The organism is Achromobacter sp. ISS7 (assembly GCF_056523125.1).
Window position 1 is genome coordinate 1,956,073 of record NZ_JAWRZD010000001.1, and the last position, 23,270, is coordinate 1,979,342.

The 23,270-nt window shown below is 70.9% G+C and carries 4 protein-coding genes; all 4 read right to left on the reverse strand.

Annotated elements, in window-relative coordinates:
* Position 1: 1 nt before the first annotated feature.
* The 4 genes from AC1HFW_RS08855 to AC1HFW_RS08870 are packed head-to-tail and all read right to left on the reverse strand — an operon-like array spanning position 2 to position 23,268.
* A complete protein-coding gene (locus AC1HFW_RS08855) occupies positions 2 to 7,855 on the reverse strand; it encodes an amino acid adenylation domain-containing protein (protein ID WP_479282798.1) in 7,854 nt (2,617 codons plus the stop codon).
* Positions 7,855 to 15,720: an amino acid adenylation domain-containing protein gene (locus AC1HFW_RS08860; protein ID WP_479282800.1), complete on the reverse strand. Its 7,866-nt coding sequence runs from the start codon at positions 15,718 to 15,720 to the stop codon at positions 7,855 to 7,857. The genes AC1HFW_RS08855 and AC1HFW_RS08860 overlap by 1 nt, the downstream gene beginning before the upstream one ends.
* Positions 15,717 to 18,857: a non-ribosomal peptide synthetase gene (locus AC1HFW_RS08865; protein ID WP_479282802.1), complete on the reverse strand. Its 3,141-nt coding sequence runs from the start codon at positions 18,855 to 18,857 to the stop codon at positions 15,717 to 15,719. The genes AC1HFW_RS08860 and AC1HFW_RS08865 overlap by 4 nt, the downstream gene beginning before the upstream one ends.
* A 4-nt stretch (positions 18,858 to 18,861) precedes the next feature.
* A complete protein-coding gene (locus tag AC1HFW_RS08870; RefSeq protein WP_479282804.1) occupies positions 18,862 to 23,268 on the reverse strand; it encodes a TauD/TfdA family dioxygenase in 4,407 nt (1,468 codons plus the stop codon).
* Positions 23,269 to 23,270 lie beyond the last annotated feature (2 nt).

Sequence of the window (23,270 nt, forward strand, 5' to 3'; positions counted from 1 at the left end):
CTCAAATCTCCAATTCGTTCAACAGCGAGTCGATGGCGGCAAGTTCCGCCTGTCGCTCGTCTTGCCCAGTCGCGCCGGCGCCATTGCGCAGCCGCGCGAGTTCAGGTTGGGCCGCGATGGCCGCGAGGGTCGGGGTGTCGAACACCGCCCGCAGCGACAATTCCACGCCATGGCGCTGCCGCAACATGGCGGTGGCCGTCATCACGGCGATCGAGTCGCCGCCCAGCTCGAAGAAGTTGTCGTGGCGGCCCACGGTCTCGGCGCCCAGCACCTGCGACCAGATCGCGGCTAGCGCGATCTCGGCCTCGCCTTGCGGCGCCTCGTAGGCTTGCTGCGCCGTGAAACTGGCCTGCGGCAGCGCGCGGCGGTCCAGCTTGCCGTTGGCGTTGACCGGCAGCGCGTCCAGCGTCACGAAGGCCGCCGGCACCATGTAGTCCGGCAAGCGCGCGGCCAGCGCTTCGCGCAGCGTGGCGACGGCCAGATCCGCTGGCACCACGTAGGCCACCAGCCGCGCACCCGCGGGGCCGTCCTGCGCCAGCACCGCCGCCTGCTCCACGCCGTCCTGCGCCAGCAACGCCGACTCGATCTCGCCCAGTTCGATACGCAGGCCGCGGATCTTGACCTGGTAGTCCAACCGGCCCAGGTATTCCAGTTCGCCATCTTCGCGCCAGCGCGCAAGATCGCCCGTGCGGTACAAGCGTGCACCGCCGCCGTCCGGATCGGCCACAAAGCGGTCCGCCGTCAGCCCGGGCCGGCCCAGGTAGCCACGACCCAGCCCGGCGCCGCCCAGATACAGCTCGCCAGCCACGCCTACCGGTACCATGTTCAGGTTTCCATCCAGCACTCGCGTCTGTACGCCCGCGATCGGGCGACCGATTGGGACGATGCCCGGGGCCTGGCCTTGTTCGTCAAGCGCACCATGCCACGCGGTAACGTCGATGGCCGCTTCCGTCGGCCCGTACAGGTTCTCCACTTCGGCCTGTGGCAGGCACCGCAGCCCGCGCTGCAACAGTTCCGGACTCAACGCCTCGCCGCTGCACACGATGCGCTTCAGGCTGGCGCAGCGCCGATCCGGCGATCCTTCCAGATGGCTCAGGAACGCATGCAGCATCGACGGCACGAAGTGCAGCGTGCTCACTTCGTGGGCCTCGATCAGTTGCACCAGCCGTTCCGGCTCCCGATGTTCGCCCGGCCCGGCCAGCACCAGCTGCGCGCCCTGCGCCAGCGGCCAGAAGAACTCCCACACCGATACGTCGAAGCTGAATGGGGTCTTTTGCAGCACCGTGTCGCCGGCCTGCAAACCGTACGCCTGCTGCATCCACGCCAGCCGATTGCCCAGCGCCGAATGGCGGTTGGCCGCGCCCTTGGGCCGGCCGGTCGAACCCGACGTGTAGATCACGTAGGCCAGTTGCTCCGGGTGCCACGCCACCTCCGGCGGCGCCTCGGCGGTGCTGACGACCAGGGCCTCGTCCAGTGCCAGCACCCGAGCCGTCGGCGCCAGCGCTGTTGCGCGAGCGGCCAGCGCCGGCTGCGCCAGCAGCAGCCCCAGGCCGCTGTCGGCCATCATGTAGGCCAACCGCTCGTCCGGGTAGTCCGGGTCCAGCGGCACGTAGGCCGCGCCCGCCTTGAGCACCGCCAGCAGGGCCAGCACCATCTCCACCGAGCGCTCGGCCAGGATGCCCACCACCTGCTCCGGCCCCGCCCCGGCCTGCCGCAGCCTCCACGCCAGCGCGTTGGCGCGGCTGTCCAGCTCGGCATAGGTCAAGGCCGCCTCGCCCACCCGCAGCGCCACCCGGTCCGGCGTGCGCCGCGCCTGCGCCGCGATGCGCACCGGCATCGGGTCGTCCGAACCGTCCGCCGCCGGCAAGGCCTCGGCCCGCTCCCAATGCGCCAGCCGTTCGCTGTCTTCGGCGGCGATGGGCATCGCCAGCGCGCCGACGGCGCCGTCGTGCGTCGCGATCCCCATCAACTGCGCCAGCAACCGTTGCGCCAAGGCCCGCATGGCGGCGGCCGGCACCCGGGCCGGATCGCGGCGCAGGCGCAGGCTCAGGCAACGATCACCCGACGCCAGCACGGTCAAGGCAAAGTTGGTGTCTTCTTCGGTGGCCAGTTCACCGAATCGCACACTGCCGCCAGTACCCCGCAACACCGCGTCCACGGGATAGTTCTCGAACACCAGCAGGGTATCGAACAGCGCCCGGCCATTGTGGCCGGCCCAGCGTTGCACATCGGCCAGCGGCACATGCTCCGCTTCGCGCGACGCCAGGTTCTGCGCCTGGATGGCCCGCAGCCATTCACCCAGCTCCTGGTTCGCGGCGCTCGGGACGATCAGCGCCACCGTATTGATGAACAGGCCGAGGATGCGTCCGGCATCGGCCAGGCTGTCCGGACGCCCCGACGTGGTCACGCCGAAAGCCACGGTGTCATGGCCGGTGGCTTGCGCCAGTACGCGCGACCAGGCCGCCTGCAGCAACGTGTTCAATGTGATGCGATGACGGCGCGCGGCCGCGGTCAGGCGCCGGGTTTGCGTTTCGTCCAGCGTCACGCTGGCATCGAGTGACCGCGACAAGGAGTCGGAGCCGTCCTGCGCGCCATGCGGCACAACCGGTGCCAGCAGCGTGGGTTCGTCCAGCATCCGGGTCACACCTTGCCAGTACGCCTGCATCGCGACGCCATCGCGCTGGCCCAGCCAGGCCAGGTAATCCCGGTAGCGGCCGATGCCGCGCGTCACTTCCTGCCCTTCGTAGGCCCGCAGCACCTCTCCCAGCAACTGCGACACGCTCCAGCCGTCTAGCAGCAGGTGGTGGTGCGTCCAGATGAAGTGGTGCCGGTCCGCGCCCGTGCGCACCAGCAGCAGCCGCATCAGCGGCGGCCGCGACAGGTCGAAGCCACCGCGCCGCGCCTGGCGCGCCAGCGCCTGTAACTGCGCCGCGTCCGCGTCCAGCCGTTCGCACCGCTCGAACGGCACGGCCACCTCGCGCGCCACCCATTGCAGCGGCGCGCCGGCGCCCTGCACGAAGCCCGTGCGCAATACCTCGTGGCGCGCCAGCGCCGCCGCCCAGGCCGCCTCGAAGCGCGCCTCGTCCAGCCCCTGCACGTCCACGCACAGCTGGTTCACGTAGGCCGGCTCGCCCTCTTCCTCGCTCTGCGCCCAGGCGCTGTGGAACAGCATCCCTGCCTGCATCGGCGTGACCGGGTAAAGGTCCTCCCATTGCGAGACCGGCGCGCCAATCGGCAGCGCCGCCAGCGTGGCCTGGTCCAGCCCGGCCAGGGGGAAGTCCGACGGCGTCACGCCCTGCGCGCCGCTGGCGCAGTGCGCCACCAGCTCGCGCAGCGCCTGCGCATAGGCGTCGGCCAGCGCCTGCATGCGCGCCGCGTCGTGGCGCTCGCCGCTGTAACCCAGCGTCAGGCGCAGCGTGCCCGCGTACACCTGGCCGTTGATCGTCAATGCATGCGAGGCCGGCGCCGTCTCCAACTGGCCCGCGCCCACGCCTTCGGCCGCGATGCGCCAGCCTTGCCCGGCCCCCGTCTCCTCGAACTGGCCCAGATAGTTGAACAGGATCGAAGATTGCGCCACCCCCTGGGCATCGAGCAGGCCGTGGCCCAGTCCCCGTCCCGGCACGGCGCGCAAATACTCCTTGACCGCCGTGATCAGTGCCGCGTCATCGTCCTCGGCGGTCAGCACCACCGGATACACGCTCGTGAACCACCCCACCGTGCGCGACAGATCCAGTGGCGAGTCGCCGGTCTCGCGGCCATGCCCTTCCAGGTCGATCCGCACCTGCGTCATGCCGCCCCAACGCCGTAGCGCCCGCACCAGGCCCGCCAGCAGCAGGTCGTTGACCTGCGTGCGATACGCCGCGGGCGCCTGGCGCAGCAGCGCCTGGGTCGTGGCTTCGTCCAGCGCCAATACGGCCTGGCGCTGGTCGCCCACCTGGTTGGCGCCTTGCGGGTGGTCCACCGGCAGCGCATCGCCGGCCAGCAACGCACGCCAATAGGCCGACTCTGCCGCGCTCGGGGAATGCGCTTGCCACAGATGGCTCGACCAGTCGCCGTAGCTGCTGGTGCGCGCCGGCAGGCGGACCGGTTCACCGGCCACCAGTTGGCCATAGGCCGTGCGCAGATCCTCCAGCAGGATGCGCCACGACACGCCATCGACCGCCAGGTGGTGGATCGCCAGCAGCACGCGCCAGGAGCCATCGGCCACCTCGATCAGGACGCCACGCAGCAGCGGGCCCTGGCCGATGGACAGGCTGCGTTGCGCGCTGTCGCAGACTGCTTCGATCTGCGTGCGATCCGTTGCATTTCGGCGCCACAACAGCCCTGTGCCGTCACCCAGGTCCACGTCGGCGTAGCGCTGGCGCCACCCATTGCCCTCACGGCTGAACCGCAGGCGCAGCGCGTCGTGGTGCGCCACCAGCGCGGCCAGCGCCCGGGCCAGCGCGTCGCCATCGACCGGCGCGTCGCTGTGCAGCAGCACCGCCTGGTTCCAATGATCGTGCGTGGCCAGCGGCTGCGCCAGGAACTGCGCCTGGATCGGCAGCAGCGCCACCTCGCCGCAGGCCGGCCCCTGCGCCACCGCCTCGCCCCGCGCCGCCTCGGCCACCGCCGCCAGTTGCGCCACCGTCTGGCGCTCGAACACCTGGCGCGGCGTGATGCGCCAGCCCGCCTGGCGCAACCGCGCCACGATCTGCAGGCTCAGGATCGAGTCGCCGCCCAGCTCGAAGAAGTTGTCGTGGCGGCCCACGGTCTCGGCGCCCAGCACCTGCGACCAGATCGCCGCCAGCGCGATTTCTACCTCGCCCTGCGGCGCCTCGTAGGCTTGCTGCGCCGTGAAGCTCGCCTGCGGCAGCGCGCGGCGGTCCAGCTTGCCGTTGGCGTTGACCGGCAGCGCGTCCAGCGTCACGAAGGCTGCTGGCACCATGTAGTCCGGCAACCGTGCCGCCAGCGCTTCGCGCAATGCGGTGACCGGCACCGAGGCCGGCACCACGTAGGCCACCAGCCGCGCGCCCGCGGGGCCATCCTGCGCCAGCACCGCTGCCTGCTCCACGCCGTCCTGCGCCAGCAGCGCCGACTCGATCTCGCCCAGCTCGATGCGCAGGCCGCGGATCTTGACCTGGTGGTCCAGCCGGCCCAGGTATTCCAGTTCGCCATCTTCGCGCCAGCGCGCCAGATCACCCGTGCGGTACAGGCGTGCGCCGCCGCCGTCCGGATCGGCCACGAAGCGGTCCGCCGTCAGACCGGGCCGGCCCAGGTAACCTCGACCCAGCCCGGCGCCGCCCAGATACAGCTCGCCGGCCACGCCGACCGGTACCGGGTTCAGGTTTCCATCCAGCACTCGCGTCTGTACGCCCGCGATCGGGCGGCCGATTGGGACGATGCCCGGGGCCTGGCCTTGTTCGTCAAGCGCACCATGCCACGCGGTGACGTCGATGGCCGCTTCCGTCGGCCCGTACAGGTTCTCCACTTCGGCCTGTGGCAGGCACCGCAGCGCGCGCTGCAACAGTTCCGGACTCAACGCCTCGCCGCTGCACACGATGCGCTTCAGACTGGCGCAGCGCCGATCCGGCGATGCTTCCAGATGGCTCAGGAACGCATGCAGCATCGACGGTACGAAGTGCAGCGTGCTCACCTCATGAGCTTCGATCAACTGCACCAGCCGTTCCGGTTCCCGATGTTCGCCCGGTCCCGCCAGCACCAGCTGCGCGCCCTGCGCCAGTGGCCAGAAGAACTCCCACACCGATACGTCGAAGCTGAACGGGGTCTTCTGCAGCACTGTGTCGCTGGCCTGCAGGTCATACGCGTGCTGCATCCACGCCAGCCGGTTGCCCAAGGCCGAATGCCGGTTGGCCGCGCCCTTGGGGCGGCCGGTCGAGCCCGACGTGTAAATTACGTAGGCCAGCTGTTCCGGGTGCCACGCCACCTCGGGCGGCGTCTCGGCCGAGCCAGCGACGAGGGCCTCGTCCAGCGCCAGCACCCGCGCCGTCGGCGCCAGCGTGGCGGCGCGAGCGGCCAGCGCCGGCTGTGCCAGCAGCAGCCCCAGGCCGCTGTCGGCCATCATGTAGGCCAGCCGCTCGTCCGGGTATTCCGGGTCCAGCGGCACGTAGGCCGCGCCCGCCTTGAGCACCGCCAGCAGGGCCAGCACCATCTCCACCGAGCGTTCGGCCAGGATGCCCACCACCTGCTCCGGCCCCGCCCCGGCCTGCCGCAGCCGCCACGCCAGCGCGTTGGCGCGGCTGTCCAGCTCGGCATAGGTCAAGGCCGCCTCGCCCACCCGCAGCGCCACCCGGCCCGGCGTGCGCCGCGCCTGCGCCGCGATGCGCACCGGCATCGGGTCGTCCGACCCCTCCACAACCGGCAAGGCCGCGCCTCGCTCCCAAGCCCTTTGCAGCGGCTCGGCCTCGGCGTCGATCAACGGCACCGCCAGCACGGCCGCGTCCGGCGCCCGCGCCAACTCGCGCAGCAGGGTCTCGTAGGCGTCTGCCATCCGTTCGACCAGCGCGCGCGACAGCACGTCGCGGGCGTAGCGTAGCGTGAACTGCACGTTGCCATCGTCGTACTCGACGCTGTCGCATTGCAGCTCGAAAGGCAACATCGGCGCCGCCATCGCGACGGGCTGGCACACCAGGTCCGCCACGCGCCAGTCATGCCGCGCGGGCAGCGATTGGTGATTGAACAGCACCTGGAACAACGGCGTTTCGCCCGCCACGCGGGGCGGTCGCAGCGCGTCGACCAATTGATCGAACGGCAACTCCTGGTGGGCCTGCCCCTCCAGCCAGGCCAGCCGAACCTGTTCCAGCAGGTCGCGCCACGAGGTCGCGGGCGCCAGCCGGGCGCGCATGACCTGCGTGTTCACGAACAGGCCGACCACGTCCTGCAGCCCGGGCCGGCCACGCCCTGCGACGGGCACGCCGACACTGAGGTCATGTTGGCCCGCGTAGCGCGCCAGCAATGCCTGGAATGCCGCCAGCAGCGTCACGAACAGGGAGCCGCCGGGTGCCAGGCCGCGCAGCGCGCCGGCAAGCGTGGCGGGGAGCCGACGCGTCACCGCGTCGGCCGCATACGGTGCGCCCGTCCGCTTGCGGGCGTCGCCGGGCAGCACCAACGGCGGCTGGTCCGCGTCGAGCGCCGACCGCCAATAGCCAACCTGCCGTTCGCGTTCTCCGGCCTCCAGCAGATCGCGCTGCCAGTGCGCATAGTCGGCATAGCGCAGCCGCCCGGCGGCAACCGCGCCCGTCTTGCCGCTGCGCCAGTCCGCATAGGACTGCACGAATTCCTCGATCAACACGCCCATGGACCAGCCATCCGACACGATGTGATGCATGGCGGTGACCAATAGATGATCCTGGGGGCCGATCCGGATCAGTCCGACCCGGAACAGCGGCCCGGCCAACAGGTCGAACGGCTCGGCGATCCACTGCGCGGCCAGTTCCTTCGCGCCCTGCTCCGCGTTCGCACCGAGGCCGCGCAGGTCCGACTCGACGAGCGCCACCCGGGCCTGCGCCTGAACCACCGGCCGGCCCATTCCCAGCTCGTCCATGTCGAAGTGCGTCCGCAGCGACTCATGCGAGTCCAACAGCCGGTCAAAGGCCGCCCGGACGCCGTCGGGATCCAGGTCGCCGCGCAGTCGCAACACCCCGGGCAGATGGTACGAGGCGTCCTCCGGCGCCAGGCGCCAGAGGAACCACAGGCGCTCCTGGGCGTGGGACATGACGGCCGGCCGGTCGCGCGGCAGGATCGGCAGTGCGCCGGGATCCAGGCCCTGCTCGCGCATCTTTTCATACACGGCACGGCGCTGCGGCGCGGCCAACGTGGCAAATTTGGCGGCGATCTGCCTGGCCAGCGTGTCGTCCATCAGTGTGTCTCCAGCGTATCGATAAAGGCGCCAATGTCCTGAAGCGCCCGGTCCTGCGACTGCGCCCGCGCGCCGGCGCGGTCCACGGCCTCGGCAAAGGCTGCCAGCGTCGGCGATTCGAATAGCGCCACCAGCGGCACCTCCAGGCCCAGATCGACCTGGATCCTGGCGACGACGCGCATCACCAGCAACGAATGCCCTCCCAGCTCGAAGAAGCTGTCATGGCGGCCCACCCGCGCCACGCCCAGCACGTCGCCCCAGATCCGCGCCAGCTGCTGCTGCAACGGCCCCTCGGGCGCCACGTGCTCGCGTCCGGTCCGCAACGGATCGGGCGCCGGCAGGCCCTTGCGGTCGATCTTGCCGTTGGGCGTCTGCGGCAGGCGGTCGAGCGTCATCCAGACGGTCGGCACCATGTACGCGGGCAAGGCCGCCGCCAGCCCCTCGCGTGCCGGCTGCCACCAGTCCTGGCGGCCGCCTTCCATGGCTGCCGCCGGATCGACGGGCACCACGTAGGCGACCAGCCGCCGGCCCTGGCCGTCGTCGCGCACCGTGGTGATGGCCTGCCTGATGCCCGGCTGGCGTGCGAGCACGGCGTCGATCTCGGTCAGCTCGATGCGAAAACCATGCACCTTGACCTGATGGTCGCGGCGCCCCGCGTATTCCAGGACGCCTTCCGAGCGCCAGCGCGCGAGATCGCCTGTCCGGTACATGCGCGCGCCGGGCGTCAGGGCCCAGGGGTCCGCCACGAAGCGATCGGCGCTCAGTCCCGGTTGGGCCAGGTAGCCGCGGCCCACGCCGACGCCGGCCACGCACAGCTCGCCGATCACGCCGGCCGGCGTGGGCGCCAGATTCGCGTCCAGCACATACAGGCGGGTGTGGTCGGTGGCCCGCCCGATGGGCAACGCCGCGCCCGCGTCAGTCGGCGCCGTGTCGAGCCGGTGCAGGGCCACGTCGTCGGCGCACTCCGCGGGGCCGTACGCGTTGATCAATGGCACGCCCGGATAGCGCTCGAACCAGGTCCGGGCCAACGCGGCCGGGCTGGCTTCGCCGGTCGGCAGCATCCAGCGCAGCCGCGGCATGTCCTCGGCCTGGCCCATCAACATGCCCTGGATCAGCGCCGGCACGCACTCCAGCACCGTGATGCCACGCGCATTGGCATGGCGTATCAGCGCCTGCGGATCGCGCGCGACCGCGTCCGGCACGATGTCCACGCAGGCGCCGCACAGCAGGCCCGCGAGCAATTGCCACACCGAGATGTCGAAACTCTGCGACGCGGTCTGTCCGATCACATCGTCCATTCCCAGGGCCAGCGCAGGGACTTTGCTCAATTGGTTGTTGAGCATTCCGGCGCTGGTCACGACGACGCCCTTGGGCGTGCCGGTCGACCCGGAAGTGAAGATCACGTAGGCCGCCTGGCCCGGGCGGGCCGGCTCGGCCGGGCCACGATCCGCGCCGGCCTCGGGCACGTCGGCCAATGCCAGCACCGGCACCGTGCCGCGCAGCGTGTCGATCAAGGACGCATGCTGGCGCGCGGCGACCGGATCCACCACCAGCGCCCGCGCCCGGCTCAGGGCGAAGATCTGGGCAATCCGCTGTGGCGGCTGCGACGGATCGAGGGCCAGATAGGCCGCATTGACCTTGAAAACGCCCAGCACGCCGGCAAGCATCGCAATGCCGCGCTCGGCCAGCACGACCACCACGTCGTCACGGCGCACGCCGGCCAGCGCCAACGCATGCGCGTGCCGGTTCGCCAGCCGGTCCAGGGCGACATAGCGGATCTCGCCGATCGCGTCGCGCGCGGCGATGCGATCGGCATACCGGCGCGCCTGCGCCTCGAACAGCACGGCATAGCCCGCGTCCAACGGATAATCCGGCGTGGGGCCGGCTCCCGCCGCCAGCGCCAGGCGTCCCTGCTCGGGATCGAGCAGTTCGATCCCGTCGAGCGCGGCGTCGGGCTGGCTGGCAAACTGCATCAGCACGTGCCGCAGGCCGGTCAGGACGGCCTGCACCTCCGAGGCCTCGAAACGGGCCGGATCGTAGGTGATCTGCAGCACCAGCGCATCGCCCGGCTTGACCACCACGGTCAACGGATAGTTTGTGTGCGTGCGGGCGCCGTCGGCACGCGCGCCGATCCGCGCCGCCTGGGCCAACAACGCCTCCTCGACAGGCGCATTCTCGAACACGAACAGCGTTTCGAATAGCGACGAGCCACGCGGGACGTCCGCATCGGCCTGGATCTCGGCCAGCGAGACCTGCTCGTGCTCGCGCAGCCCGGCGTTGCGATCCTGCACCTGGCGCAGCCACTGCGCCACGCCCAACCGGCTGGCACCAGTGGCGCATGGCACCGGCACTCGCAGCGGCAAGGTGTTGATGAACAGGCCGATGGTCTGCTGGATGCCATCCAGTTCGGTCGGGCGGCCGGCCACGGTGACGCCGAACACGACCTCGTCCACGCCCGCGCAACGCGCCAGCCACAAGGCCCAGGCCCCCTGCGCGCAGGTATTCATCGTCAGCTGATGGCGCTGCGCCATCTGTTGCAGCGCGGTGGTCTGGGCGGGCGTCAGGGCCAGCACCGCATCCGCCGCTCGCGCGGCATCGGCGCGGACCTCGGCACGCATCGAGAGCGGCAGCGGCGTGATGTCGTTGAAACCGCGCAGGGTGTCGCGCCAGTACTGGCGCGACGCCGCCAGGTCCTGGCGCCCGAGCCAGGCGATGTAGTCGCGGAACGGCACGCTGGCCGCCCGGGGCGGTTCGACGCCCCGGGCCTGGGCTTCGCAGGCGGCGAAGAAATCCGCCAGCAACAGCGAGCGGCACCACGCGTCCATCAGGATGTGGTGATAGCTCACGATCATCAGGTCGGCCTCGGCGGTGCGGGCCAGGTGAATCCGCCACAAGGGGGCCCGCGCCATGTCGAAGCCGCTGTCGCGCTCCTCGGCCAGCAACCGCTCCAGGCTCGCCAGCCCCTCGGCCTGTAGCAGCGCGCGCCAATCATGCACCAATACCGGCACCTCGATCTCGCGCAGGATCACCTGCACCGGTCGTTCGCCGCTGTGCCAGGCAAAGCCGGCGCGCAGGGCTTCGTGGCGGCGCGCCACGGCCTGCCAGGCGTTCGCCACCGCCCGCGGATCCACCCGTTCGCCGTAGCGGTAGCGATCCTGCATCAGGTACATGCCGGACCCCGGGGTCATGAGGGTATGCAGCAGCAGCCCTTCCTGCAACGGCGTGGGCGGATAGATGTCCTGGACGTCATCCGCGTGCACGGCGAGCCTGTCCAGCTGCGCCTGCGTCACGGCGGCCAGGGGGAAATCCTCCGGCGCCATCCGACCGGCCCCAGGCCGGTCGAGGGCTTGCGCCAGGGCAAGCAGGCGGTCCAGGCACGCCTGGGCCGGCGCGCGCACATCGGCCTCGTCCAGCATTGCCGCGCTGTATGTCCAGACGAAGCGCAGCTCGTCTTCCCGCAGGGATACGCCGATGTCGATGATGTTGCGGCGCCGGCCGTCACCGGCGCGGTCCGCGCCGGCGCTTTCACCGGTCCAGCGCCAGCCGCTACCGGCCATGTCGACCCGGCCGAGGTAATTGAAGGTGATCGCCGGGTACGGCAGATCCGCCAATACCGCGCCCTGTGGCGCCAGATGACGCAGCACGCCGTAGCCCAGGCCCTTGTCCGGTATGCCGCGCAGCGCGGCCTTGACCTGCGCCAGCGCCTCGCCCGGATCGGCCGCGCCGGCCGGCAGGCACGCCGGATACAGCGCCGTGAGCCAGCCCACGATGCGGTCGGCGGCCAGGTGGGTCGCGCCTTCCTCGCGGCCGTGTCCTTCCAGTTCGATCCGCACGCTGTCCTGGCCCATCCATTGTCCCAGCGCATGCGCGACCGCGCTCAACAGCACTTCGTGCGCCTGGGCGCGCAAGCTGCGCGCGGCAGCGGCGAACAGGGCCTGCGCCCGCGCGGCCGGCAGGCTCAGCACCACGCTGCGCTGATCGCTTACCCGGTTGGCGCCGTCGGGACGACGCAGCGGCAAGCGCGCGGGCTCCTGGCCGCAGGCCTGCTTCCAATGGTCGAGCTGCGCCAGGGTTTCGGGACGTTCGCCGTAGATGCGCAACGCCTGGCCCCATGCCTTCAGGGAAGGCCCTTGGGGCAGCGCGGCCTCGGGATCCTGGTAGGCGCGTTGCAGATCGTCGACCAGCACCCGCCACGACACGCCGTCCACCACCAGGTGATGCGCCACCCACAGCAGGGTGCCGGCGCCCGCCTCGCCCTCGTCCAGCCACGTTGCCGCCACCACCGGGCCGCGCGCCAGGTCCAGGCCGCCCTGCATCGACCGCGACAGCGCGGCCAGCCGCGCCTCGCGGTCTTCGCCCGGACGCAGCGCGGTCCGGACCAGCCTCGGCGCGACAGGGGCCGCTTCGTACCGTTGCCGCCAGCCTTCACCCGAGGCCTCGAAGCGCAGGCGGAACGCGTCGTGCGCCGCCAGCACCGCATTCATCGCGCGTTCCAGCCGCGCGGCATCGACGACACCTTCAGGCCGCAACACGACGGACTGGTTCCAATGGTCGCGCGACGCCGGATCGAGCTGGAAAAAGCCGCGCTGGGCCGGCGTGAGAGGCGCCTCGCCCTGCGCCGGCGCCTGCGCGCCCGCCGCTTCCCGCAGCGGGCTTGCCGCGCGGGCCAGCGCCGCGATCGTCTGCCGCTCCATGACATCACGCGGCGAGACGCGCCAGCCCTGCTTGCGCACGGCGGCCACGATCTTGAGCGTCAGGATCGAATCGCCGCCAAGTTCGAAGAAGTTGTCGTCGCGGCCCACGCGCTCCACGCCCAACACTTCCTGCCAGATGCCGGCGAGCATGACCTCCACCGCGCCCTCGGGCGCAGCCTGCCCTCCCGCCTGCGCGAAGTTCACGGCGGGCAAGGCCTTGCGGTCGATCTTGCCGTTGTCGCTCAGGGGCAACGCCGGCAGCACCACGATCGCGGCCGGGACCATGTAGTCCGGCAGCGCCATGCCCAGCGCGGCGCGCAATACCGCCGCGTCCGGCGCGCCGGCGGCCTCGTCCGAACCGCTCACATACGCCACCAGTTTTGCCCCCTGGGGCGTGGACTGGGCCACCACCACGGCGGCGCCCACTTCAGGCCGCGCGGCCAGACGCGCCTCGATCTCGCCGAGTTCGACACGGAAGCCGCGAATCTTGATCTGGTGATCGGTGCGCCCCAAGTACAGCAGCACGCCATCATCGCGCCACGCGGCCAGGTCGCCGGTGCGGTACAGCCGCGCCCCGTCGCCCCGTGGATCCGCGACGAAGCGATCCGCCGTGAGACCGGCCGCGCCCACATAGCCGCGCGCCAGCTGCACGCCACCCAGATACAGTTCGCCCGCCGCGCCTGGCGGCGTCAGGTTCAGGTCCGCATCCAGGACCCAGGCCTGGGTGGCCTGGATGGGTGCGCCAATCGGAACGCGGCCGCCGTCCTCCCGGGCGCAAGCCGTCGCCGTCACGTCGATCGCGGCCTCGGTCGGCCCATACAGGTTGTACAGGCCCGCGCCGGGCCAGGCTTCCAGCGCGGCATCACGCACATCGGCGGGCAAGGCTTCGCCGCTGCAAAGGATGCGCCGCGGCGACGCGCAGCGCGCCGCCTCGCCGCAGGCCAGGAACGCCTGCAGCATCGATGGCACGAAGTGCAGCGTGGTCACGCCATGGCGCACGATCAGATCCGCCAGCTTCTCCGGATCACGGTGGTCGCCCGGCGCGGCCATGACCAGGCGCGCGCCGACCATGAGCGGCCACAGGAATTCCCAGACCGACACGTCGAAGCCGAATGGCGTCTTCTGCAGCACGACATCCGCCGGCTCCAGGCCGTAGGCGTCCTGCATCCAGCGCAGGCGGTTCGCCAGCCCGGCGTGCCGGTTCGCCACCCCCTTGGGCCTGCCGGTCGAGCCCGAGGTATAGATGATGTAGGCGATATGTTCCCCATGCGTGGGCACCGGCGTCCAGTCACCGCCGGCGGGCGGGGCTTGGCGCAGGTCCAGCACCCGTTCGGGCGCCGCCTCGCGCAATACCTCGGGCAGGCCTCCCGCCACCAGCAGGATGCGGGCGCCACTGCTGCGCAGGGTGTAGCCCAGGCGCTCGGCCGGATAATCGAGATCCAGCGGCACGTAGGCCGCCCCGGCGCGCAGCACGGCCAGGATCCCGACCACCATTTCCAGCGAGCGTTCCATGGCGATGGCCACCGGCGCGTCCGGCCCGGCCCCGCACGCCTGCAACGCCGCGGCCCAATCGTCGGCCCGCGCCATCAATTCCGCGTAGGTCAGGCTGTCCGCGCCGCTGACCACCGCCACGGCCGCGGGCGTGGCCGCGGCTTGACGGGCGATCCACGCCTGCACCGGCTCGTCGAAAGCGGCGCCCAGCGGGCCCTGGCTCCAGGCCTGGAGCCGGGCATGCTCGTCCGGCGCCACCAGATCGAGCGCGCCGACGCGGGTATCCGGCGTGCTGGCCAGGCAGCGCAGCACCCGCAGGTAACGTTCGGCCATGCGGCCCGCCGTGTCGGCCGAATACAACGCGGTGTTGAACTCGAGACGTCCATGCAGCACGGGCCCCTGCTTCGCCTCATCCCACAGCATGTCCAGCGACCACTCCATCTTCGCGCCGCCCTCCGGCATGGGCTCGCGCGCCACTTCCAGGCCGGGCAGCGACAGGCCGGGACCGATGCTGCCAACCTGGAGGCCAAACAGGGTTTGGTAGAGCGGCGTACGCGCGGGATCCCGCGCCACGCCACGCCGCGCCATCAACAGATCCAGGGGAAGATCGGCATGCGCCAGGGCGGCCCGCGCATCCGCGCGCACGCGCTCGCACACCTGCCGCAAGGTCTGATCCGCCGCCACGTCGACGCGAAACACCTGCGTGGTGACGAAAAAGCCGATCGCATCCTGCAATTCGGCCCGCGTGCGATTGCCGCTGGGCACGCCCACGGCGAAACCGCGCTGGCCGCTCAGGCGCGCCAGCAGAATCTGCCATGCCGCGAACAGCGCCACGAAAGGCGTGCAGCGCAATTGCGCGCACAGCGCCTTGATCTCGCCCGCCAGCCCGGCCGGCACCTCGAAATAGTGCGTCGCGCCGCGCGTCTCCAGCACGGCGGGACGGGCGTGATCGGTCGGCAGGTCCAGGTCGACCAGGTCGTCGCCAAGATGGGCATCCCAATGATCGAGCCTGGCCGCGTAGCGTCCGGCCTCGGCCTGGTCCCGTTGCCAGGCGGCAAAATCACGATACTGGCGGCGCAACGGCGGCAGCGCCGGGGGCTGGCCCTGCGTCGCTTGCTGGTACGCGTCCGCCAGGTCGCGCATGAAGATGGGATTGGACCAGGCGTCGGAGACGATGTGGTGCATGCACCAGGCCAGCACGTGCTCGCGCGGCCCCAGGCGCGCCACCGACGCGACCAGCGCGGGTTCGCGATCCAGCTGGAAGGCATGCCCGGCCAGGCGCTCGCACATTTCGCGCACGGCGGCTTCCCGCAGCGCGGGGGTGAGCGGTCCCAGGTCGTGCAACGGCAGCGCAAAGCGCCCGGCCGGCAGCACCCGCTGGCGCGGCTGCCCGTCGTCGTCATGGAAGGTCGTGCGCAGGATATCGTGGCGCGCGACCAGGGCCGCGAACGCCTCGCGCAACGCGGCGACATCCAGCGGGCCCTTCAATCGCACGGCCCGCGGTAGATGGTAGGCGGTCGACGTCGGGTCCAGCCGGCCCAGGAACCACAACTGTTCCTGCATGAACGACAACGGCGCGTCCTGGTCGTCCGGATACGCCGGCACGTCCAGGTCCTCAGGCGCATCGTCCTGATCCTCGTCGAGCAACGCTTTCAGGAGGGACGGATTGACAGAACTCATGCGGACTCCGAGAGAGTGGCGACCAGGGCCGCCCGTTCCTGCGGCGCCAGGGCCGCCAGTTGCATACGCGCCGCCGCCACCTCATCCAGCGCGGCGGCATCGGCGGCCTGGGCGCGCAGCGCGGCGGCCAACCGGGCCACGGTCGGATGATCGAACACCAGGCCCGGCTCCACCTCCTCGCGCAATTGCTTGCGCAGGCGCGTCACCAGTTTGATGACCAGTAGCGAATGCCCGCCCAGTTCAAAGAAATCGTCATGCACGCCGACGCGATCGCGCTGCAGCAGGGTCGCCACGCTGTCGGCGATGACGGTCTCCAGCGCGTCGCGCGGCAGGTCGAGCGGTTCGGCCGCCTGATCCAGTTGCGGCGCCAGCGCCAGCCGGTCGATCTTGCCGTTGGCCAGTCGAGGCAGCACCGGCAGGAAAACGATGCGGGCCGGCATCATGGGCTCGGGCAGCGCCTCGGCCAACGCCCGCAGCAGGGATTCGCGTCGCGCCTCGATCTCGGCCGGTTCGACCCGCGCCACGACGAAAGCGACCAGTTGCACCGACTGCGCCACGTCGTGGGCAAGCACCACCGCCTGCAGGACGCCGGGCTGCGCCAGCAACGCCGCCTCGATCTCCGCGGGCTCGACTCGGAATCCGCGCACTTTCAGCTGGTGATCGACGCGCCCCGCCAGCCGCAAGCGGCCCCCGGGCAGCAAATAGGCCAGATCGCCCGTGCGGTAGCAGCGTTGGCCCGGCGCCAGCGGATTGGCCACGAAAGCGCGGTGTTCCGGCTGGCCGAGATAGCCCTCCACGACCTGGGCCCCGCCCACATGCAGTTCACCCAGCGCCCCGACGGGCACCGGTCGGCCCTCGCCATCGAGCAGGTAGACGCGGCAATTGGCCAGCGGCTGGCTGAGCGGCACGATGCCGCCCCGGGTATCGTCCGGGCCGGCGACGCGGTGCACCAGCACCCCCACCGTGGTCTCTGTCGGGCCATAGTGGTTATGGATTTCGCACGCCGGCGCCAAGGCGAGGATGCGCCGCAACAGCGCGCCCGAAGTGGCCTCGCCACCGAGCACGACGCACGCCGGCACGGCGCTCGCCTCGTCCTCCAGCAATGCGGCCAGGTGAGAAGGCACCATTTTCACGGCATCGATGCCCTGCTGCCGGACGAATCGGGCATAGGCCTTGGCGTCGTGCAGGGCCGGCTCCGGCGCGATCACCAGCGCGGCGCCATGCAGCAACGCGGCGTACACCGCCGTGTTGCCGAGGTCGGCCGCGATAGTGGCCGTCATGGCCCAGCGGCGCCACCGCGCCAGCGCCATGGCCTGGCTGGCCGCCACCACGTAATTGAGCAGCTGGCGCTGGCCGACGGGCACGCCTTTGGGCGTTCCCGTCGACCCGGAGGTGTAGAGGATGTACGCGTGGCCATCCCGCGCCGACCCCGGGTCGAACGCGGCCGGTTCCGCCTGCGTGGCGTCCATCTCGGGCGCGACCGCCGGCACGGGATACCGCAGGGTTGCGGCCGTTGGCGCCACCACGGCCGCGGCGTTCGCGTCACGCAGAATGGTCTCGATGCGGGCCGCCGGCCAGGCCGGATCCAGCGGAAGATAGGCCGCGCCGCAACGCCATGCCGCCAGCATCGCCGCCACCAGCGTGGCACTGCGCGGCAGGTGCAGGGCCACGACCGTCCCCGCCCGCACGCCGCGCGCCTGCAGTGCGCCCGCCAGCGATTCCACCCGCTCGAACAAGGTGGCGTAATCCAGGGTGATACCTTGCTCGACATCGACCACGGCCGGCGCCTGCGGGGTATCGCGCGCCCATTGCGCAATGCGTTCATAGAGCGAACGGGTGCCAACCTCGAGCGCCGGCCCCTGCAGGCACGCAGGTTCGGCCGGCTCCAATACCCGCGCCAGCGGCAATCGCGGATCCGCGCCCAAGGCCGTCAGGACATCGCGATAGTGGGCAGCCAGTGTCCGCAGCGCGGCGGCCTCGTACGCCCCGGGCCGAGCGTTCAGCCACAGTTGAACGGGCCGTCCCGCGGCATCGCCAATGACGCTCAAGCCCAGCTCGAATGCCGTCGGCAGCGGCGCATCGACCACTGAAACCCCTTCAAAGCCTGCGCCGGCGCGACGGCTGGCAAAGCCGAGCGCCGTGTGCGCCGCCTGGCCGCCACCCTGCCAGTGCTCCTGGACTTCGCGATGCGTCGTCCGCAGGTCCGCCAATGCCCGTGTCCAGTCCTCGAAGGACTGTTCGCCGCTCCAGGACAGATGTAGCGGCAGGCGTTTCTCGTACGCTCCGACCGCGCCCACCAGCATCTCGTAGTCATCCCGGCAATCGTGCTGCCAACCCGATACCAGCGGCCCATCCCCTTGCAGACGTCCGAGCAATGCCAACCATGCGGCATGCAGCACCTCTTCGTGCGAGCGCGCCAGCCGCGCCGCGACCGCATCCACGGCCCGCGCCAACGCTTCATCCAGCGCGACCTGAATGGCCGGGGATTCCTCGTCCGTGCCAGCCTCGTCGCGCCTTAACGCCAGGCGCGGCACGGCAGCCGTTGCCGTGGCATGGGCGGCCCAGTAGGCCTGGGCCGGCGCGGCGTCATCGGCCTCGATGTCCTGTCGCCAAAGCACGTAGTTGAGGTAGTCGAACGGTTCGTCGTCCCCGGTGGCGAGACCGCGGGCCGTGCCCAGCAGCGATTCGGCCAGGGCATGCAGCGAGCCGCCATCGGCCACCAGCGGCGATGCCCCCAGCGCGAGCCAGCCGCCCTCGGGGGCATCGAACCAGGCCGCGTGCAGGCCGGTGTGACGACCGGAACGCAGCGCCAGCGCCAGGTCGGCCCGCCAGGCCCCGTAGGCTTGCGGACGCGCGTCCGGATCGGCCATATCCGCCTGGTATGTGCGCCAGGAACCTTCCGGCGCGGCGCCGTTCGCCTGCCGCAGGCCGTGAAAGCCCGCCACCTCGCCGAACACCAGCCGCGCCGCCGGCAGCCGGTCCAGGACCGTGGCGTGCGCCCGGCGCAACGCCGGCTCGTCCCAGCCCGCCGGCAGGCGAACCAACAATGTCACCGGTTGCGCCGCGCCTTCGTGCGCGCGCTGTTCCATGCTCAGCGCCAGGGCGCTGTCCGACCGCAGTACGGGATTCGGTTGCATCCGGTCACTCCCCCGCCGCGCGCGGCGCCAGGTCCGCGCGATCGAACATGGCCCCCATCGCGACGACGACCTTGCGCGGTTCCTCGTAGGGATCCCGCGCATGCGCGGCCAGCATGTTGTCCAGCATGACGACGTCGCCCCGGCGCCAGTCGAAACGGACCGCGCAAGCCTCGTAGGCGGCGCCGATCAGGTCCATGGCGGCATCCGGAATGGGCGAACCGTCGCCAAAGGTGACGTGGCGCGGCGCCCGCTCCAGGCCGATCGTCTCCATGATGTGCTCCCGCACCTCCGGCTCGAGACAATGGAGGTGATGCAGTTGCACCTGGTTGAAGAACACCCGCTCGCCCGTCACGGGATGCGTGATGACAGCCGGGCAGCGCGTGCGGGTCTGCAGCGTGTCGTCGTCCAGCCAACGGTAGGCCACGCCCCGTTCATCCAGGCGCGCCTGGACGTCCGCCCGCGCATCGGTCTTGAAGAACGACTGCCAGCTCACGTCGAAGCGTTCGGTGAAGGTGCGTACGTAAAGCAGTTCCTTGCGCTCGAATTCGGCGACCAGATCGGCCGGCAGGCGCCGCAGCATTTCGCGGCAGTCGACGATGGGCGTGGCGCCGCCGACCCGGGACGGCAATTCGCAGTAGAACAATTGCTTGCGAGGCCAACTGTCGAGGTGGGCGCTCTCGTTGTGGTACAGGATCATCTGCTTTTCCGGATACGGCGTCGACCGATAGGTGTTGCGTCCGCCCTCCTTCTTCGGCAGGTCGCCGTAGCCACCGAACAGCGTCGGTTCGACCGATTCGGCAAAGGCCTCGAATTGCTGGGGCGAGGCGATCGCGAAGTCGCGGAACAGGATGCCCCCATGCTGGGCGATCCACGCCTCGATCTGGTCGCGCTGGGCAGACGCCCAAGCCACCGCATCCAGCGTCGGATCCAGCGCCTGGACCACCAGCGGGAACTGCCGCTCGCTGGACAGGAACGAGGTGCGCACCAGTGGGCGCGGCGCCGGCGCGCCCGCCAGCGGCGCGCGAGCGGCGAATTTCTTCAGTTTTTCCTGCTTGTTGGCCGCAGGAGCTGGGGTCATCGACATGCCGGCCTCCTTGGAAAGGGGTTCAGGGCGAAAAGAGAGCGCCAGGTCGGCTTGCCGGCCAAGCTGGCGCAACAGGGATGTCCATTCTTCGGCGACGGCGGCCACCGTGGCCTGCTGGTAGCGGGCGCGGGCATGGATCCACTCGACCTCGAAGGCGTCCTCGCGCTCGTGGACGAATACCGCGAGGTCGAATTTGGCTTCGGGCAACGGCGCCGGCAGCGTGGTCACCTGCAATTGCGGCAGCGCCAACGGCCAAGCGGGCGTGTTCTGCATGACGAACAGCACCTGCGCCAGCGGATTGCGGCCACGCTCGCGCGGCACGCCCGCCGCCTCGACGATGCGATCGAAAGGCACTTCGCGGTGTTCGTGATCCGCCAGCAGGGTGTCCCGAACTTGCGCCAGCCAATCCGTGAAAGGGCCCGCCTCGGGAACGTGGAGCCGGATCGGCAGCACGTTGACGAAGAAGCCGATCAACGGCTCCAGGTCGGCGTGATCGCGCCCGGCCAGATCGGTGCCCACCACCAGGTCCCGCTGATCGGCATGGCGGGCCAGCACCAGCGTGAACGCCGCCAGCAGCACCTGGAAAAGCGTGGCGCCCTGGCGCCGCGCCAGGCGTGGCTCGATCGCCATCCGCAGGCAGCCCGCCGTGGCATCCGTGCCCGCCGCCACCTGCCGGTCGGCCGGCAAGGTGCTGAGTGCCGGCGCGCCGGCCAGCCGCTCGCGCCAGTAGTCCGTGCTTTTGCGGAACGCCGGCGTCGCGGCGCGGGCGTGCGTCCAGGCGGCGTAATGGCCGTATTGCAGCGGTAGGGATGGCAGCGCCAACCCGGCATACGCCGCCGCCAGTTCCCGCAGCATCACCCCTTGCGACCAGCCGTCGAACACGATGTGATGGACCACCAGGGCAAGCACGTGGTCGCGCGGCCCGACCCGCAGCAAGGCCGCGCGCAGCGGCGCCCCTTGCGCCAGGTCGAACGGCGCGGCCGCCAGCCGTTCGAGGCAGGCCGGCACCTCGGCCTGCGCCACGTCGACCAGCGGCAAGGACACGGCCGCGTCGGCGCGCACCCGTACCCGGGGATTGCCCTGCTCGTCCTCGACGAACGCGGCACGCAGACTGTCATGACGCGACACCACGATCGCCAGCGCGCGTTCGAGCCGTGCGATGTCGAGTTCGCCCTCCAGGCGATAAGCCGCGCTCAGGTTGTAGGCCGAACGCCGCGCGGCCGGCGCCAGGCGGTCGACCAGCCACAGGCGCTGCTGCGCCAGGGACAACGACGCGATGGCCGCTGCGCCGTCGGGCGCCGCCAGGTCGGCGCGCGGGCCATCGTCCTGTCCGACAGAAGCCGTGGCATCCGCCTGCGTCTCGATCAGGGCAGCGCAATCCGCCAGTTCGGCATGGGTGAACAGGGCGCGCAACGGCAACGACACGCCCAGGCGTGCGCGGATGCGGGTCAGCAATTGCGCCGCGTCCAGGGAATTTCCGCCCATTTCGAAGAAATTCGCCCGCCGGTCCGATACCGGAGCGGCCAGCACCTCGGCCCACAGCGAGGCCAGTATCGTTTCGGCGCCTTCGCGGGGAGGCTCCGCCAGCGCCGCGGACTCGCCGCCGAATTCGAACGCGCCGTGCCGCCACAGTGCATAGGCCGACAGGCTGCCGTCCTGCCAGCCCTTGCGCGTCGCCGCGCGCTGCAGCTTGCCACTGGAAGTCTTGGGCAGCGCGCCCGGTTCCAGCAGCACGGCCACGGCCAGCGCCTCGCCGGTCGCCATGCCCACCGCCCGATGCAGCGCCCGCACGATCTCGGCCGCGGCATGGCGCTTGCGCTGCAGGCGCCCCACTTCCACGGCCAGCCCGATGCCTTCGCCTTGCGGCCCGTCCACCCGGAACGCCGCGATCCGTCCCTTGCGTACGGCCGTCACTTCGGCCTCCACCACGCGTTCGACATCCTGCGGATAGATATTCTGTCCGCGCACGATGATCAGGTCCTTGAGGCGCCCATGCACATACAGCTCATCCTCGTGCATGAACCCCAGATCGCCGCTACGCAGCCAGCGCTCGCCATCCCGGTCGACGAACGCCTCGCGGGTGGCCTGCGGATTGTTCCAATAGCCGGCGGCCACGCTCGGTCCCGAGGTCCAGATCTCGCCCAGCACGCCGGGCGCCACCGGATCGCCGGTCACGGTGTCGGCGATCATCAGCCGGTTACCCGGCTGGGGCCGCCCGCAGGACACCAGCGCCAGGCCGGCTTCCTGCGGCCGCACCGCCGCGCGCGCCAGCGCCATCTCGTCAAAATGGCGCACCCGCCCGCCCCGCCCCGGCGGCGTGCCGGTCACGAACAAGGTGGCCTCGGCCAGGCCGTAGCAGGGATAGAGCGCCTCGGCGGAAAACCCCGCCGGCGCGCACAACCGCGCGAACGCCGCCAGCGTGTCCGGCTGCACCGGTTCGGCGCCCGAGAACGCGACCCGCCAACCCGACAGGTCCAGTCCCTCGAGCTGTTCGGGCCGGATCCGCTCCAGGCACAACCGGAAGGCAAAGTCGGGGCCGCCGCTGACCGTGGCGCGGAACCGCGACACGGCCTGCAGCCAGCGCAACGGACGTTCCAGGAAATACTTGGGCGAGGTCAGGATCACGTCGCAGCCGATATGGAATGGCTGCAACAGGCCGCCGATCAGGCCCATGTCGTGATACAGCGGCAACCAGGAAACGAACCGGTCGGTCGGATCGGTGGCCATGGCGCCGTGGATGGCGTGCTCGTTGGCCATCAGGTTCGCGTGCGTGACCATGACGCCCTTGGGCGACGAGGTCGAACCGGAGGTGTACTGCAGGAACGCCACCGAGGCCGGATCCGGCGTGAAGGCCTGCCATTGTTCCGCCCAGGCCAGGTCCAGTTCGTCCGCCGCCAGGATGCGCGCCTGCGAGAACACGCCGGCCTCGCGCGACAGCCATTGCGCCACCGCGGCCGTGGTCAGCACGGCGCCGGCCTCGCAGTCGCGCGCCATCGCGTGCAGGCGTCCCAGATGCTGGTCACGCGCCGATTCGGGCGGAAAGGCCGGCACCGACGTCATGCCCGCATACATGCAGGCAAAGAACGCCACCACGTAATGCTCGTCATTGTCGAGCAGCAGCAGCATGCGGGTGCCGGCCGCGAATTCCTGCTGCAGGCGCGCCGCCAAAGCGCGCACCCGCTGATCCAGCGTCCGATGCGTATAGGCGCGCTCACCGGCGGCGTCGAACACCGTCAGGGCGGCCTGATCGGGCGCGAGCGCCACGCTTTCACGCAGCCGCTCGGCGATGCTGCCGGCCCGCGAGGTGAAGGAGACGATATCGTTCATGG